The 16489-nt window shown below is 62.3% G+C and carries 12 protein-coding genes; 8 read left to right on the plus strand and 4 right to left on the minus strand.

What is annotated here, in order from left to right; translation table 11 throughout:
* Positions 1-52: 52 nt before the first annotated feature.
* On the plus strand, positions 53-2197 hold the full coding sequence (locus AC1Q6I_RS22310; protein ID WP_102625782.1) for a TonB-dependent siderophore receptor: 2145 nt from the start codon (positions 53-55) through the stop codon (positions 2195-2197).
* Between the two features lie 4 nt (positions 2198-2201).
* On the opposite strand, the gene AC1Q6I_RS22315 is transcribed toward AC1Q6I_RS22310, so the two are convergent.
* Both AC1Q6I_RS22315 and AC1Q6I_RS22320 read right to left on the minus strand, forming a co-directional pair.
* On the minus strand, positions 2202-2639 hold the full coding sequence (locus AC1Q6I_RS22315) for a carboxymuconolactone decarboxylase family protein (RefSeq protein ID WP_102625783.1): 438 nt from the start codon (positions 2637-2639) through the stop codon (positions 2202-2204).
* Positions 2640-2983: 344 nt separating this feature from the next.
* Positions 2984-3454 (minus strand): Lrp/AsnC family transcriptional regulator, encoded by a 471-nt coding sequence (locus tag AC1Q6I_RS22320; protein ID WP_069075795.1) that lies wholly within the window; start codon positions 3452-3454, stop codon positions 2984-2986.
* 123 nt (positions 3455-3577) lie between these two features.
* Here AC1Q6I_RS22320 and AC1Q6I_RS22325 point away from each other — a divergent pair, with 123 nt between their 5' ends.
* Complete coding sequence (locus AC1Q6I_RS22325; RefSeq protein ID WP_102625472.1) at positions 3578-4822, plus strand: methionine gamma-lyase; 1245 nt, start codon at positions 3578-3580, stop codon at positions 4820-4822.
* A gap of 230 nt (positions 4823-5052) precedes the next feature.
* Complete coding sequence (locus AC1Q6I_RS22330; protein WP_102625473.1) at positions 5053-5727, plus strand: helix-turn-helix transcriptional regulator; 675 nt, start codon at positions 5053-5055, stop codon at positions 5725-5727.
* A 12-nt stretch (positions 5728-5739) separates the two neighbouring features.
* Here AC1Q6I_RS22330 and pvdP read toward each other — a convergent pair whose 3' ends face one another.
* A complete protein-coding gene (gene pvdP / locus AC1Q6I_RS22335; protein WP_024076046.1) occupies positions 5740-7359 on the minus strand; it encodes a pyoverdine maturation tyrosinase PvdP in 1620 nt (539 codons plus the stop codon).
* Positions 7360-7501: 142 nt separating this feature from the next.
* Between pvdP and pvdM the strand changes: the two genes are divergently transcribed.
* The 3 genes from pvdM to pvdO are packed head-to-tail and all read left to right on the plus strand — an operon-like array spanning position 7502 to position 11047.
* Positions 7502-8851, plus strand: a complete 1350-nt coding sequence (gene pvdM, locus AC1Q6I_RS22340; RefSeq protein WP_069075797.1) for a pyoverdine-tailoring dipeptidase-like protein PvdM — start codon at positions 7502-7504, stop codon at positions 8849-8851.
* Positions 8852-8870: 19 nt separating this feature from the next.
* Positions 8871-10142 (plus strand): pyoverdine-tailoring periplasmic protein PvdN, encoded by a 1272-nt coding sequence (gene pvdN / locus AC1Q6I_RS22345; RefSeq protein WP_069075798.1) that lies wholly within the window; start codon positions 8871-8873, stop codon positions 10140-10142.
* A gap of 32 nt (positions 10143-10174) precedes the next feature.
* Positions 10175-11047, plus strand: coding sequence for a dihydropyoverdine dehydrogenase (pvdO, locus tag AC1Q6I_RS22350; RefSeq protein ID WP_069075799.1), 873 nt, complete (start codon positions 10175-10177; stop codon positions 11045-11047).
* A gap of 130 nt (positions 11048-11177) precedes the next feature.
* On the opposite strand, the gene AC1Q6I_RS22355 is transcribed toward pvdO, so the two are convergent.
* Positions 11178-12005 (minus strand): formyl transferase, encoded by an 828-nt coding sequence (locus tag AC1Q6I_RS22355; RefSeq protein WP_069075800.1) that lies wholly within the window; start codon positions 12003-12005, stop codon positions 11178-11180.
* A gap of 201 nt (positions 12006-12206) precedes the next feature.
* Here AC1Q6I_RS22355 and AC1Q6I_RS22360 point away from each other — a divergent pair, with 201 nt between their 5' ends.
* Positions 12207-13859: a cyclic peptide export ABC transporter gene (locus AC1Q6I_RS22360; RefSeq protein ID WP_024076051.1), complete on the plus strand. Its 1653-nt coding sequence runs from the start codon at positions 12207-12209 to the stop codon at positions 13857-13859.
* A gap of 109 nt (positions 13860-13968) precedes the next feature.
* Positions 13969-16386, plus strand: coding sequence for a TonB-dependent siderophore receptor (locus tag AC1Q6I_RS22365; protein ID WP_193689487.1), 2418 nt, complete (start codon positions 13969-13971; stop codon positions 16384-16386).
* Positions 16387-16489: the final 103 nt, after the last annotated feature.

Below are 16489 nucleotides of genomic sequence, written 5' to 3' on the forward strand. Positions count from 1 at the left end.
CGTTATGCCTAGCTTATGCGCCCCTCGCCCCGCGCTTCTAAGGCCCTGCCCCATGGTTTTGCGTTTTCGCCCCGTCGTCACTTCCCGCTTCGCCCTCGGCTTGCTGCTCAGCGGCGGTATTGGCAACAGCCTGGCGGCGGAGATCGAACTGCCGGCGGTGAACGTCCAGGGCCAGGACGAGTCCGGTTATCGCAGTGAAACTGCCGCCGTCGGCGGCTTCAATGACGCACCGCTACTGGACACCCCGGCCTCGATCACGGTGATCAACGCCGCGCTGATCAAGGACCAGCAAGCCCGCCTGCTCAGTGAAGTGCTGCGCAACGATGCCTCGGTGGGCGACAGCTATGCGCCGATCGGCTATTACGAAAACTTCGTGGTGCGCGGCTTCTCGCTGAATGCCGCAAGCAGCTACAAGATCAATGGGCGCACCATCACCGGCGAACAGAACGTCGCCCTGGAAAACAAGCAGCAAGTGGAAGTGCTCAAGGGCCTGGCCGGCCTGCAAAGTGGGATTTCCGAGCCCAGCGGCGTGATCAACTACGTGACCAAGCGCCCGGAAGACGTACGCTCGGTGACGGTCTCCACCGACGATCGCGGCAGCGGCTATCTCGCCACCGATGTCGGCGGCTGGTTTGGCAGCGAGCAGCAATTGGGCCTGCGCGCCAACGTCGCCCATGAAGACCTCAACTCCTACGTGGAGCATGCCGACGGCCAGCGGGATTTTGTGTCCCTGGCCTTCGACTGGAACATCAGCCCCGACGCCGTGCTGCAACTGGATGCGGAGTACCAGAACAAGCAACAACGCTCGGTGCCGGGCTATCAATTGCTCGGCGGTACGCAAGTGCCCCACGACGCCTCGCCGAAAAAACTGCTGGGCCATCAAACCGGTTCCAAGCAGGTCGGCATCGATTCGTTGAACCTCAACGGCACGTTCGAGTACCGCTTCAGCGACCAGTGGAAAGGCAGTGTCAGCGCGGCGCGCAGCAAAGTGGTGATTGATGACTACAGTTCGTTTGCGTGGGGCGGTGCCACGACCGGCCTCGGTAACTATTTCACCCCCGAAGGCAACTACGACGTCTACGACTACCGCAGCCCCGACGACACCCGCCGTGACGATGAAGTCCAGGCGGCGATGACCGGCATGTTCGACACCGCAGGCATCGGCCATGAACTGACCTTCGGCACCAGCGCATTTCGCCGGGTGATCGACAAGCGTAAGTTCGTCAACGAGTACATCGGCACGACCAATATCGACGAGGATGCGCCGAGCTTCACGCCCACCGACAAACCGTTGAACGCCCGCCATCGCAACCTCGACAGCCGCCAGTACGGCGTGTTCGTCACCGACCGCCTCCGCTTCAATGAGCACTGGCAAACCATCCTCGGCGGTCGCGAAGTGCGCCTGGATGAAAAAGCCTTCGACGACAATGGCGACCCGGCGCGCCATACCCAGCAATACGTGTTCCTGCCCCAGGCGTCGCTGATCTACAAACCGGTGGAAGACATTTCGCTGTACACCACCTACAGCAAGGGCTTGTCCCTGGGCGGCACGGCGCCGTGGTTTGCGACCAACCCGGGCGAAACCCTGGCGCCGACCGTGTCGCGGCAGATCGAAGCCGGGGTGAAATACGACTGGCGCCGCATCAGCTTCGCCGCCGCCGTCTTCCAGACGCGCCAGGCCTACCAGTACGCCAAGCCGGATGACGCCGGGGCCTTCACCTATGTGCAACAGGGCGAGCAGAAGAACACTGGCGTGGAATTGTCGGCCAACGGCTGGGCGACCGAGCGCTTGCAGATCGCAACCAGCGTGGCGGCGATTCGTGCACGGGTCAGCGGCAGCGGCACAGCGGCCTACGAAGACCACCAGGCGATCAACGTGCCCAAGCTGCGCGCCAGTGTGTACGCCGATTATGCGTTGCCATGGGTCAATGGCCTGGCGCTGCTCGGCGGCGTGCAATACAGCGCCAAGAAGTACGCCAATCGCACCGGCAATGTCGAAGTCGGGGATTACGCGGTGGTCAACGTCGGCAGCCGCTACAGCACCCGCGTCGACGGGTATGAAACCGTGTTTCGCCTGAGCGTCGACAACCTGTTCGACAAGCGCTACTGGCGCGACGCAGGCGAGTACATGGGCGATGACTACCTGTTCCAGGGCGCGCCGCTGACGGCGCGCCTGAGTGCTACGGTGAACTTCTGATCGCTTATTTGGGCATTTTGCGAAAGCCGACGGCCAGGCGGTTCCAGCTGTTGATCGTGGAGATCGCCACGCTCAGGTCGACCTGTTCCTGAGCGCTGAATTCGGCGGCCAGCACGTTGTAGTCTTCGTCAGGGGCATGGGTCTGGCTGAGCAGGGTCAGGCTTTCGGCCCAGGCCAGGGCGGCGCGCTCACGCGGGGTGAAGAACGGCGTTTCACGCCAGGCCGACAAGGTGTACAGGCGCCGTTCGGTTTCACCGCCCTTGCGCGCATCGGCGGTGTGCATGTCCAGGCAGAATGCGCAGCCGTTGATCTGGGAAACACGCAGGCGCACCAGCTCCAGCAGCGGCAGCTCGATGGACAGTTTGCCGACGGCAGCTTCCAGGGCGCGCATGGCTTTCATGGCGTCTGGGGAGGCGGTGTAGAAATCGGTACGGGTTTGCATGATGGAACTCCAGGGCGGTGAGGATTGGTGGCTAGGTTAGTCACCGCCGTGGTCGGGAAAAATATCCAATTGCGCAGAAGATCAGGTGACCAATTGTGGGAGCAGGCCGCCCTTATCAAACATAAATAATTTATTGATTATTAAGGATTAAAATCCCTTCCTAAGTGACCACATTTTTTGTGGCGAGCGGGCTTGCCCCGCGTTGGGCCGCGAAGCGGCCCCTGACAAAGACACCTGCGCGGTGTCAGGTACGCCTCAGTGGCTGGTTGGGGGGCCGCTTCGCGGCCCAACGCGGGGCAAGCCCGCTCGCCACAACAGCCCGCTCGCCCCCCCCAAAAAAAGCACTACCCCGGCAACGGCATCACGCGCAGCGGCCGCACCGATTTGTAGGAAAAGCTCGAGTAAATCTCCTTCACGCAGGGCAGCGTCTGTAACACCTCCCGCGCGAACTCGCCGAATGACTCCAGGTCTTTGGCCACCACCTCCAACAGGAAGTCATAACGCCCCGACACGTTATGGCACGCCACGATTTCCGGTATCGCCAACAGCCGCTGCTCGAAGGCGCGGGCGATTTCCTGGGTGTGGCTCTCCATCATGATGCTGACAAACGCCGTTACGCCATAGCCCAGGGCCTTGGGCGACAGGATCGCCTGGTAGCCGCTGATCACCCCACTCTCTTCCAGGTGTCGGACCCGGCGCCAGCACGGCGAAGTGGTGAGCGCGACGCGGTCGGCCAGTTCGGCCACGGTCAGGCGGGCATTGCCTTGCAACGCGTTTAAAAGGGCTTTGTCGGTGCGGTCCAGACTGACGGGCATAACGTGCCTCTGATCATTATTTTTATGGATGTTTCGTCCCATAACCCGGGATTTATCAGCAAACTTTGCAAAGTTCGGCTGTGGTTATGAGCATAGCATTGTAGGAAATAAGGAGCGCCAGACATGAACAATAAACATCCTGCCTTCGGCTTTTCCACCCGTGCCATCCACCACGGTTACGACCCCCAGGACCACCATGGCGCGCTGGTGCCGCCGATCTACCTGTCTGCAACCTTTGCCTTTCCCACCGCGGAATACGGCGCGGCCTGTTTTGCCGGGGAAGAAAGCGGCCACTTCTACACCCGCATTTCCAACCCGACCCTGGCCTTGCTGGAGGCGCGCATGGCCACCCTGGAAAACGGCGAAGCCGCGATAGCGTTCAGCTCTGGCATGGGCGCGATTGCCGCGACCTTCTGGACCCTGCTGCGCCCCGGCGACGAGGTGATCGTCAGCCAGACCGTGTACGGTTGCACCTACGCCCTGCTGCACCATGGCATCAGCGAGTTCGGTATCAAGGTGCGCCATGTCGACCTCACCGACCTGGCCGCGCTGCAAGCCGCGCTGTCCCCGGCCACGCGCATGATCTACTGCGAAACCCCCGCCAACCCCACCTTGCAACTGGTGGACATCGCCGCCATCGCCGCGCTGGCCCATCAGCAGCCCAACATCACCGTGGTGGTCGACAACACCTACTGCACGCCCTACCTGCAACGCCCCCTGGACCTCGGTGCCGACGTGGTGGTGCATTCGGCAACCAAGTACCTCAGCGGGCATGGCGATATCACTGCCGGCATCGCGGTGAGCAACCAGGCCCTGGCGCATCGTATTCGTCTGCAAGGGCTCAAGGACCTGACCGGCGCGGTCATGTCACCCCAGGATGCAGCGCTGCTGATGCGCGGCCTCAAGACCCTGGCGCTGCGCATGGATCGCCATTGCAGCAACGCCCAGGCCGTGGCCGAGGCCTTGCAGGCGCACCCGGCCGTGGCATGGGTGACTTACCCTGGGTTGCGCTCTTTCCCGCAGTACGAATTGGCGGCCCGGCAAATGCGCCAGTCCGGCGGAATGATTGCCTTCGAACTCAAGGGCGGTATCGACACCGGCCGGCGCTTCATGAACGCGCTTCAGTTGTTCACCCGCGCCGTCAGCCTGGGTGACGCCGAATCCCTGGCCCAGCACCCGGCGAGCATGACCCACTCCACCTACACCCCGGAAGAACGCGCACAGCACGGCATCAGTGAGGGCCTGGTGCGTTTATCGGTAGGCCTGGAGGACGTCGCCGACCTGCTGGCGGACGTTCGACAGGCCCTGGCCCAGTGCATGCGTATCGCGCCCCGTCACACCCGGACGGCTGAACCGGCGCTGAAATAACGCCAACGCCTGGGGTTAAGCGTTCCCACAACGGTGGCCGGCCCAGTCCGACCGCCGTTGAGGCAATTGCATCGCGTTTTCGCGGATTGGATCCCCATGCCGAGCCGGGCCTGTACTAGCATAGGTTTTCCGGCGGGCGGGATTTTCACTGTGGGTTATTCGCATTGGCCAGCACCTTGCCCCCCCCGTCGCGATAAGGCCGAATACCCGCACTTTTCATGGATGAGTTGATGAACGCACACCTGTTCCCCCATATCGGCAAGGTCATCGCCAGCACCGGCAGCCGCCATTTCCCGCGCATGCTGCATGACCTGATCCTCACCCAATTGGCTGTGGACGCCACCCATATCACGCAACTGCAGGTCAGCCCCGAAGGCCATACCCGGCGCAAGATCAGCCCGGTGTACACCGACTCGGTGACCGCCGGCAGCGCCGAACCACCCACCGCCCAACTGCACCTCACGCGGCGCAAGGACGATATGCGCTACGTACTGTCGGTGTACCGCTCGCCCCCGTCAGCGTGTTTTTCCGCTCAGGAACGCAACCTGCTGCAAGACTTCTCCACCTTGCTGCTGCCCATGGTGGAAAAACACATCAACGCCATCCAGCCTTGCCGCACTGTCAGCGACCCGGTCGTAGCGCAAAACCACGGCCTCGACACCCTGCGCCGACGCATCGAAGAACGCCTGGTGCAATCGGGGCTGAACCTGTCCAAGCGCGAGCTGGAAGTGTGCGTCGGCCTGCTGGCCGGGCGCACCGCGCCGGAGCTGGCGGAACAACTGGCGCTGAAGGTCAACACCATCGAGAGCTACCTCAAGCGCGCGTCGGTCAAGCTGGGTATCAGCGGGCGGCATTCGTTGTTGCGGTGGATGTATGCGACGCAGGAAGGGGCGGCCGTGAGTTGAGGGGGCCGCCTCTCAAGCCTTCACCTTCAAATGCCGCGCATACCAGGGCCGCTTCGGCACGCGCTTGAACAACCCCTTCAACATCTCGTCCTCGGCACCGAAGGTAATGCGCAACGCCAGCTTCATGGTCTCCGGGTCCATCTCCATCGACCGCCCCATCTGCAGCCCCGGCGTGGTGCTGCAGCCATGGGTGTCCGGCCCCAGCCAGGGGTCGCCGACCTCGACCCAACGCCCCGCTGCGAACCATGCCACGCCGTTGACTTCAAGCCGGCTGACCTCACCGGGATGGAAGCGTTCATGGGCGCGAAACCAGTCTTCGACGCGGTCGTCGATCCAGCCATGGAAGTGCCAGAACACCGGGTTCACATGGGAGGAAAACGGATCGCCAAGGAAGTCGTTTTCCGCCGCATACCAGCGTGCAGCAAAGTCCGCGGGGTCACGGGCGAACGGTACCGGGGCGCCGTTGGAGGGGTCGCGAGGCACGGAGGCCCAGCGCATGTGCAGCCAGTCGTGCAGCCCCAGTTCCATCTCGGAGCCGAGTTGGCCCAGGGTCAGTTTGGCCAGGTAGCGTGGGTCGCGGTACTGGGATTCCCACACCTGGAAGTTGCTGTGGTAGGTCTCGGCGGCCTTGATATCGCTGACCCATTGGGTGTAGTCGCCGTCGTCCGGTGCCAGCCAGGTAGGGGGCAAGGCAAAGCCGTCGTGGTTGTCGAAGTAACGCACGAAGCCCAGGCGATCGCGCTCCAGGGGCGGTTGCGGTTCGGGGAATTGCGCCCATGAGGGCAAGTGTTGCATCGAGCGCGCGGTACCGAGCATGTGGCGGTGCATGAAGAAGAAGTCGATGCCCGAGCCGTTACGGTCCTTGAGTGTGCCGCGGGCGTCGCGTTCCTTGCCGCGCGGGCCGGGTTGCCAGCCGATGCCGCGCAGCGCATCGCGTTTTTCTTCGGAGAGTTTGTGCCATTGGTCACGGGTGGCGTGCCACAGCTGGTGGAACAGCCGGTGCTCCGGTGAAACCAGCCAGGCCAGCAGGGCCGGGTTGAGGCCGATGCGTTCGCGGGCTTCGGGAAACACCTGTTTGTGCGCGACGAAGCGGTTGTCGCGTTCAACCAGCGCGAGGGGCCGGTCCAGGTCGAGGATGTGCCCGCTGAGGGTGCTGCTGCCGGCATTGGCGAAGTTGGCCCAGACTTCGTCCAGGGTCATCTTGAATTCATAGGCCGGTGTGCCGTCGGCGGTGTCGCGGTCGATCAGGCGCCAATAGAGCACGGCGCCCTCGCCCGTGAGCAAATCACCGAGGACGCGATAGCGCGGTTCAGCGTCGGCACGCAGGTTTGCAGCCGTGTCGAGATAGCCGCGCAGGCCACGGCCGCGTGGGGCGATATCCAGCAGCAATTCCAGCCCCTGCAACGGCAGGCCCTTGAGGCCAGCATCGCGGCCTTCCAGGCGCAGGCTCCACACGCCGCGCAGCGTGTTCGCCAGGTGTTGGCCGGCAGTGTCGGCCAGGTCGACGGTGGCTTCGCCGGGCGTGATGGGAAATTCTTCGCGCGTCAACTCGCGATGGGCATAAAAGGCCGCCGGCACGGCTGCGCCGGTCAGCGCCAGGCCTGCGATGAACCCACGTCGAGAGATGGTCATTGTCTACCTTAGGAAACGCCTTTATCAGAGCTAGAACGTTTGCTCACGGGGGAAATTTAGCTTGCCGCCCGCGACGCCTAAATTTGCGCGCTCATGGCTCGTTCTTCCCAGATAGCAAAGGCCTCAACTGACTGAGACGGCAATGACAAAACCACGTTCGAAAAAGGCGCTGTATATCGGCTTGCCGCTGGCATTGGCCATCGGTGCCGGCGCCGGCTTCCTGGCCTGGGATCACTGGTTCAGGGGCAATGCCGGTTACCCGTTGGCGGTGATCAAGCAGGCCAACGACCTGCAGGATCGCTTGCTGTCGTTCGACAGCCATATCACCGTGCCGCTGGATTTCGGCACGGCCGGCAACGAAGCCGACAAGGATGGCGGCGGCCAGTTCGACCTGGCCAAGGCGGCGCGGGGTCGGTTGTCCGGCGCGGCGCTGACGATTTTCGGCTGGCCGGAAATCTGGAACGGCGCCAATGCACCGCACAAACCCACCGAAGGGTTTGTCGAAGAGGCCCGCCACGAGCAGGAAGTGCGCTACAAGATCATCTCCGGCATGGTGCGCGACTTTCCCAATCAGGTCGGCATCGCCTACACCCCGGACGACTTCCGGCGCCTGCATGGCGAGGGCAAGTTCGCGATCTTTATCAGCATGCTCAATGCCTACCCGCTGGGTAATGACCTGAACCAGCTGGACTTATGGGCTGCGCGCGGCATGCGCATGTTTGGCTTCAGCTACATCGGCAATAACGCCTGGTCCGATTCGTCGCGGCCGCTGCCGTTTTTCAATGATTCCACCGATGCCCTCGAAGGCCTGTCGGACATCGGCAAGCAAGCGGTACAGCGCCTCAACGACTTGGGGGTGATCATCGATGTGTCGCAGATGTCGACCCAGGCCCTGGAGCAGGTGGCACAACTGAGCCGCACGCCAATGGTCGCCTCGCACTCGGCGCCGCGGGCGTCAGTGGACATCCCGCGCAACCTCAGCGACAAGGAACTGCAACTGATCAAGAACAGCGGCGGCGTGGTGCAGGTGGTGGGCTTCCCCGCCTATTTGCGCCCGCTGAGCCAGCCAACCCAGGACAAGCTCAACGCCCTGCGCGCTCGTTTCGACCTGCCACCATTGCCCAACCTGGCCATGGCCCTGATGCCAGGTGACGCGATCATTGCGGCATGGCCCGAGCAGAAGTTCGGCCAGTACGCCCAGGGCCTGTACGGCATCCTGGAGGAAGAACCCAAGGCCACGCTCAAGGATTGGGGCGACGCCATTGACTACACCGTGCGCAAGATCGGTATCGATCACGTCGGCATCGCCTCGGACTTCAACGACGGCGGCGGCCTGCAGGGCTGGGAGAACGTCGGCGATGTGCGCAACGTCACCGCCGAACTGATCCAGCGCGGCTACTCCGAAGCCGATATCGCCAAGCTGTGGGGAGGCAACTTCCTGCGGGTGTGGGACCAGGTCCAAAAAGCCGCCAAACCTTTGGCCAACCGCTAACCACCGGTGAAGTAAGTCCATGACCGACCGCCGTACGTTTCTCAAACAGGCCGGGGTAATCGCCGCCAGCCTGCCATTGGGCGCTGCCATCCTGCCCCAGGCATCGGCCGCCAGCGCGCCGGACAGCCCATGGGCGGACCTCAAGCAACTGTTCGACCAGGATCCGAGCTACCTGCACTTCTCCAACTTCCTGGTGGCGTCACACCCCAGGCCGGTGCGTGAGGCCATCGAACGCTACCGCCGACAGATCGACCGCAACCCTGGCCTGGCGATGGACTGGGGACGTGAAGAAGCCTGGAAACGCGAAGGCCAGGTGCGCGAGTGGGCCGGCCGTTACTTGAAGGCCAGCCCGCCCCAGATCGCCCTCACCGGCAGTACGTCCGAAGGGCTGGCGATGATCTATGGCGGGATCAAGGTGCGGCCCGACCAGGAGATCCTCACCACGGTTCACGAGCATTACGCCACGCAAAACTGCCTGGATTTTCGTGTCGCCAAGCAAGGCACCCAGGTGCGCCGCATCCGCCTGTTTGAACAGGCCAGCCAGGTCTCCATCGACGAGGTGCTGGGCAATATCCAGCGCTCGATCCGCCCCAACACCCGCGTACTCGGCATGACCTGGGTGCAGTCCGGCAGCGGCGTGAAGCTGCCCATCGGCGAAATCGGCCAACTGGTCGCAGAACATAATCGCAACCGTGACGATCAGGACCGCATCCTGTATGTGGTCGACGGCGTGCACGGTTTTGGCGTGGAAAACCTCGACTTCCCGGATATGCACTGCGACTTCTTTATCGCCGGCACCCACAAATGGATGTTCGGCCCCCGTGGCACCGGGTTGGTCTGCGCCCGCGACCCGGTGAATAAATACGTCACGCCGATGGTGCCCACGTTCTCCGAAGACAAGGACTTCGCCACGATCATGACGCCCGGCGGCTATCACGCCTTCGAACATCGCTGGGCGGCGGACGAGGCCTTCAAGCTGCATTTGCAACTGGGCAAGGCGCAGGTACAGACGCACATCCATGCCCTCAACACCGAACTGAAAACCCAGCTGCTGGCCCTCCCTCAGGTCGAACTGGTCACGCCTCGCAGCCCCGGCTTGTCGGCCGGTTTCACCTTTTTTCGGGTCAAGGGCCAGGACAGCGACGCCGTAGCGGATTACATGATGAACAACCGCGTGGTGATCGATGCGGTGGACCGCGATGTCGGGCCGGTGATCCGCACCGCCCCCGGCTTGCTCAATAACCTCGATGAGATCCAACGCTTCATAAGCCTGCTGAGCCAGCAAGTGTGACGGTGATTTTTCCCTTTGAACGAGAGGCTCCCATGACTCCATTGCGACTCACCCCTTTGACCGCCCTGACGCTGACGGCCCTGTGCACGGCATGGCTGCCCAACCTGGCCCAGGCAGCCACGCCGCAACCCGGAAAAGTGTTCAAGGACTGCAAGGACTGCCCGGAAATGGTGGTATTGCCGGCCGGCACCTTCACCATGGGCACCCCGGCAGATGAAGTCGGCCGCGAGCCGGACGAAGGCCCACTGCATGACGTGACCTTCGCCAAGCCCTTCGCCATGAGCCGCTTCCAGATCACCGCCGGCGAGTGGGACAGCTACGTGCGCCAGACCGGGGTGAAGATCGCCGACGGCGACACCCGCCCCGGCCGCGAATGCATCGCCAGCAAGCCACGCTATCCTCAGGGCCCGCGCCAACCGGCGGTGTGCATGGACATGGACGACATCAAACACTACGTGGCCTGGCTGTCGAAAAAGACCGGGCAGCAGTACCACATGGTCAGCGAGTCCCAACGTGAATATGCCGCGCGCGCAGGCTCGACCGGGCCATTCCCCTTCCCGTTCGACGAGGGCAAGGGCTACAGCATCGCCCAGCACGCCAACACCTACGGCCCGGCGGATGGGTACAGCTATTCGTCGCCGGTGGGCAGCTACCCGCCGAATGCGTTTGGCATGTATGACATGCACGGGAACGTCTATGAGCGGGTGGCCGACTGTTACCACGCGGATTACATCGGCGCGCCCACCGATGGCAGTGCCTGGGTCGAGCCCACGTGCGAGCTGTACCAGATTCGTGGCAATGACTGGGGTGAAGCGCCGGTGTTCTCGCGCTCGGGCAATCGCAACAACATCTACCCGCAGACCCGCGGGGATTGGATCGGCTTCCGCGTCGTGCGCGATCTCTAAGCCCAGCCCCTACCCTGTAGGAGCGAGCGTGCTCGCGAAGAACTCATTGGCACCGCGCTGATCCTGAATACACGCGTTATCGTTGACGTTTTTCGCGAGCAAGCTCGCTCCTACAGGGGATCGCGGCGCTTCAGCCTTTGAGCGCCAGCAACTCCAAACCTTCATGCAACGCCGGGAACAGGCTGTTGTTGAAGTTGTTCCAACGCAGTTCAAGGATGGTGTCGTCCGGCGAGATCTCGGTCTTGAGTACGTCGTGGAATACTTCGCCGGAATCGATGCCATTGTCCACGTAGTGGAACGAGGCGCCGGTCAGGTACAGCGGCTCGCACGGTGTGGTCGCCCTGGTCGCCCAATCCACCACCGCTTGCCCCCGCGCTCCGTACAGCGCATTCCAGGTGGCATAGGCACCACGGCGCTCGTACGGCGACTCGATACGGGTAATGCCCGGGTGGATATTCATGATCCGACGCGCGAACGGCGCACCTGGGCGCACCAGTTCATCGAGAATCACCAGCAAACCATCCAGCACCACGATGTCGGCCTTCAATTCGACCAGCGTGTCATACAGGCGACGTTCGAAATCCTGCTTGCCGGCGATATGCTCGGCACTGCCCCGTGGCAGGCGGCGATAGGTGGACGGCACGCTCAGCAGCAGGTCGTTGACCAGGCGCCCCTGCACCCGCAAGTCCGCGGGGTACAGCCATGGGCGCCCAGGCGTGCAGGCAAAGCCATAGTCGGCGACCAGTTGCTGGTCCCGTGGGTTCTGCTCGTCATCGTCATACACCACGCCCACCAGGTGGTAGGCCTCGCCCAGCGGCGTGTCGTTCAGCGACCCCACCAGAAACTCCAGTACCGACTTCATGTAGCGCTCATGGTCCTTGTAGGCCACCGGCTGCCCGGCCTTGTCGGCGGCAGCATTTCTCAGGGACCAGACATACACCAGGTTCTTCTTCGTCATTGTTTCGCTCTCGCTGAAGGGACCACGCCCCGCGTCGTTACGCGTGCGCCTACAGAACAAGAACGAGCCAGCCGCCCGGCAATTTATCCGTCACTGCCGCCGCCGGGCATACCGAGCTAAATACTCGCGCCGACGCTTCGTTTGTCATGGGTAAGGGTCTGTGTGCCCAGCCCCCTCTTTTTCACTCTCCGGGATGTACTTATGACCGACCCCAAGCGCGGCGCCTTCAGCGGTTTGCTCGCATTGCTCAGGCCCTTTCGCACCCTCGTGACGGTCTCCGTTGCCCTGGGCATGGCGGGTGGCCTGGCCATCACCTTGCTGCTGGCGACTATCAATAATGCCCTGCACGCCTCCACCGGCATGACCCAGGGCGTGATCCTGGCCTTTGCCGCGCTGTGCCTGCTGGCCCTGACCAGTTCGATCGTGTCGGACATCGGCACCAACTATGTCGGTCAACGCATCATTGCCGCGCTGCGCAAGGACCTTGGCGAAAAAGTCCTGTCGGCGCCTATCGAGCAGATTGAACAGTATCGCTCCCACCGCCTGATCCCGGTGCTGACCCACGACGTCGACACCATCAGCGACTTTTCCTTCGCCTTTACACCCCTGGCGATCGCCACCACCGTCACCCTCGGTTGCCTGGGCTACCTGGCGTACCTGTCGGTGCCGATGTTCCTGATGATGATCGTGGCCATCGTCATCGGCAGCAGCGTGCAGTTCATTGCCGGCCACAAGGGCATTCGTGGCTTTGACGAAGCCCGCGACCTGGAAGACGAGTTGCAGCGCTACTACTCGGCGATCGCGTCAGGCGCCAAGGAGCTGCGTATCCACCGCCCCCGACGCTTTCGCATGAACACCCACCGCATCCAGGAAACCGCCGACCGCATCAGCGATATCCAGGTGCGCTCGGTGAATATCTACATCGTGGCCAAGACCTTTGGCTCGATGCTGTTCTTCGTGGTGATCGGCCTGGCCCTGGCGATGCAGGCCTACAACCCCAACCCCGACCCCGCGGTGATCACCGGTTTCGTGCTGGTGCTGCTCTACATGAAAGGCCCGCTGGAGCACGTAGTGGGTTACCTGCCGATTATCGGTAAGGCGCGGATTGCCTTTGCGCGTATCACCGAACTGTCCGAACGCTTCTCGTCGCCGGAACCGCACCTGCTGATGGATGGCAGCGAGGCGCCGACACCGGTGGTGCACAGCCTGGAATTGCGCGGCGTCAGCTACAGCCCGCCGGCGGTGGAAGGCAGCCAGCCATTCCACCTGGGGCCGATCAACCTGAGCATCAAGCAGGGCGATATCGTGTTTATCGTCGGTGAAAACGGTTGCGGCAAGACCACGCTGATCAAGCTGTTGCTGGGCCTGTATCAGCCCCACGCCGGGGAAATCCGCCTCAATGGCGAGACCGTCACCGACCCGCTGCGCGATGACTATCGCCAATTGTTCACGACGGTGTTCGCCGACTATTACCTGTTCGATGACCTCGTCCAGGGCAGCGCCACCCAGTCGCTGGACAGCGCCACCCGGTACCTGGAGCGCCTGGAAATCGCGCACAAGGTCAGCGTCAAGGACGGCGTATTCAGCACCACCGACCTGTCCACCGGCCAGCGCAAGCGCCTGGCGCTGGTCAACGCCTGGCTCGAAGAACGCCCCGTGCTGGTGTTCGACGAATGGGCCGCCGACCAGGACCCGGCCTTCCGACGCATCTTCTACACCGAGCTGCTGCCGGACCTCAAACGCCTGGGCAAAACCATCATTGTGATCAGCCACGACGACCGTTACTTCGATATCGCCGACCAGTTGGTGCGCCTGCGCGCGGGCCAGGTGGTGCATGAAATGGCACCGGCGTGAAATTTTTTTCCGGTTTCTCCAGTTAGGAACGTCTCACTAGTGGTAATGAGAACCAGACTCAATAAATACTTATAAACTGCCCACCTCACACACAGAAGAGAAAGCATTCATGTCAGTACGACTCGGTCTGAGCCCCCTGAGCAAAGCGCTATCCATGCGACGGGCCCTGAACTTCAACCTTACGCCTTGCGCGCTCGCGATTGCGGTATCGCTGCCCATCGCCGGGTATGTACAGGCCCAGGAGCTCGAGATCGATATTCCTGCACAGCCGTTGGGGACGGCGCTGCAGGAATTTGGCCGCCAGACCAATCTGCAAGTGCTGTACAGCCCGACCGATGTGCAAGGCAAGAACAGCACTGCGGTCAAGGGCAAGCAGGAACCCGACAAGGCGATCGCCTCGCTGCTCAACGGCACGGGTGTCCATTACAGCCTGCAAGGCAACGCCGTGACCATCAGTGCAGCCGCGACTTCGGGGCTGGAACTGGGGGCTACGCAAGTCACCGCTAACCAGTTGGGCACCGTGACGGAAGGCACCGGCTCGTATACCCCTGGCACTATTGCCACGGCGACACGCATGGTGCTGACGCCTCGCGAAACGCCGCAGTCGATCTCGGTGGTGACGCGCCAGGTGATGGATGATTTCGGGCTTAACGCCATCGATGACGTCATGCGCCATACCCCGGGCATCACCGTGTCGACCTACGACACCGAGCGCACCAACTACTATTCCCGTGGCTTCTCTATCGTCAACTTCCAGTACGACGGCATCCCGACCCTGCGTGACGCCCAATACTCAGCGGGCCAGACCCTGACCGACATGGCGATCTACGACCGTGTCGAGGTCCTCAAGGGCGCCACCGGCCTGCTCACCGGCGCTGGCGGCCCAGGGGGCACCATCAACCTGATCCGCAAAAAACCGACTTCCGAGTTCAAGAGCAGCATCGAACTGGGCGCCGGATCCTGGGACAACTACCGCTCCCAGGTCGACGTCAGCGGCCCCCTGACCGAAACCGGCAATGTGCGTGGCCGTGCCGTCGCGGCGTATCAGGACAAACAATCGTTCCTTGACCACTACTCGCGCAAGACCGGTGTGCTCTACGGCATCCTCGAATTCGACCTGGACGAAAACACCCTGTTGACCCTCGGCGCCGACTACCAGGACAGCGATCCGAAAGGCTCCAGCTGGACCGGCACACGGACCATCTTTGATGCAACGGGAAACAAGCTGAACCTGCCGCGTTCGTTCAACAACGGCCCGAAATGGGGTTCATGGGAGCAATACAGTCGTACCGCTTTCGCGACCCTGGAACACACCTTTGACAATGGCTGGGTCACCAAAGGCCAGTACAACCACCAGATCAACGGCTATAACGCGCCTCTGGGCTACATCTCCCAGGACTCCGCCACCGCCAGCTCCATCTACGCACGCAAATACGTGGGCGACACCACCAGTGACAGCCTCGATGTGTACGCCTCGGGGCCATTCGAGCTGTTCGGCCGCGAACACGAACTGGTGATCGGCCAGTCCCTGTCCATTTCCAAATGGAAAGCCAAGGACTACACCGCGACCACTTACTTCAACAACTCCTATGACTTCTACAATTGGAATGGCCAAGCCATCGAGCCGCTGTGGACCGCCACCAAGATCAATGACGAAACCACCCGCCAGACCGGTACCTACGTCACGGGTCGCTTCAGCCTGACGGACGAGCTGCACCTGTTGCTCGGCTCACGTATCGCCAACTACCAGGTCACCGGTACCAGCGACACCCAGGAAAGCGGCAAGGTGGTGCCGTATGCGGGCCTGACGTATGACCTGAACGACAATTTCACCGCGTATGCCAGCTACACCGAAATCTTCCAGCCCCAAACCCAGTACCGCACCCGCACACGCGCCATGCTTGCCCCCAACGAGGGCAAGAACTATGAGCTTGGCGTCAAGGGTGAATTCTTTGGCGGCCGCTTGAATTCCAGCCTCGCCTACTTCGAAGTGCACGAAGAAAACCGCCCGCTGGCCGACACGGCGTGGAACTCCCAGCCGGGCGTCGACTATTCGTACATCGGCACCAAGACCAAGACCAAGGGCTACGAAGCGGAAATCTCCGGCGAATTGGCCCAGGGCTGGCAACTGCAAGCGGGCTACACCCACAAGATCGCCCGCGATGACGATGGCAAGAAGGTCGCGACCTGGGAGCCGGAAGACCAGGTCAGTTTCTATACCACCTATAAACTCCAGGGCAACCTGGACAGGCTCACCGTCGGTGGCGGCGCGCGCTGGCAGAGCGCTGGCTGGCAGACCGTCAACAACTGGGGCTACCCCGGTGGTGGCCGCTCCGAGAAATTCACCCAAGACCCGTACTGGCTGGTTGATTTGATGACCCGTTACCAAGTGACCGATAACCTTTCGGCCACCCTCAACGTCAACAACCTGTTCGACAAGCACTACTACACCAACATCGGTTTCTATGACTCGGCTTACCCTGGCGACCCACGCAACGTGATGCTCACCACGCGCTGGGACTTCTAACCCCGCAACCCGCAAAGCCCCTGGTCACTCCGTGGCCAGGGGCTTTTTTGTGCCCGCTGCGCAAGCCTGGATGAACACGCGGTATCAGACAGCAAAACGCCCC

The sequence above is a fragment of the Pseudomonas sp. MPR-R2A5 genome (assembly GCF_058793055.1).

Coding starts and splice junctions, on each gene's coding strand:
- AC1Q6I_RS22315 (WP_102625783.1), bottom strand. CDS start 2,639: ATGCAAACCCGTACCGATTTCTACACCGCCTCCCCAGACGCCATGAAA.
- AC1Q6I_RS22355 (WP_069075800.1), bottom strand. CDS start 12,005: ATGACGAAGAAGAACCTGGTGTATGTCTGGTCCCTGAGAAATGCTGCC.
- pvdM (WP_069075797.1), top strand. CDS start 7,502: ATGACAAAACCACGTTCGAAAAAGGCGCTGTATATCGGCTTGCCGCTG.
- pvdP (WP_024076046.1), bottom strand. CDS start 7,359: ATGACCATCTCTCGACGTGGGTTCATCGCAGGCCTGGCGCTGACCGGC.
- AC1Q6I_RS22320 (WP_069075795.1), bottom strand. CDS start 3,454: ATGCCCGTCAGTCTGGACCGCACCGACAAAGCCCTTTTAAACGCGTTG.
- AC1Q6I_RS22330 (WP_102625473.1), top strand. CDS start 5,053: ATGAACGCACACCTGTTCCCCCATATCGGCAAGGTCATCGCCAGCACC.
- AC1Q6I_RS22365 (WP_193689487.1), top strand. CDS start 13,969: ATGTCAGTACGACTCGGTCTGAGCCCCCTGAGCAAAGCGCTATCCATG.
- AC1Q6I_RS22310 (WP_102625782.1), top strand. CDS start 53: ATGGTTTTGCGTTTTCGCCCCGTCGTCACTTCCCGCTTCGCCCTCGGC.
- AC1Q6I_RS22360 (WP_024076051.1), top strand. CDS start 12,207: ATGACCGACCCCAAGCGCGGCGCCTTCAGCGGTTTGCTCGCATTGCTC.
- AC1Q6I_RS22325 (WP_102625472.1), top strand. CDS start 3,578: ATGAACAATAAACATCCTGCCTTCGGCTTTTCCACCCGTGCCATCCAC.
- pvdO (WP_069075799.1), top strand. CDS start 10,175: ATGACTCCATTGCGACTCACCCCTTTGACCGCCCTGACGCTGACGGCC.
- pvdN (WP_069075798.1), top strand. CDS start 8,871: ATGACCGACCGCCGTACGTTTCTCAAACAGGCCGGGGTAATCGCCGCC.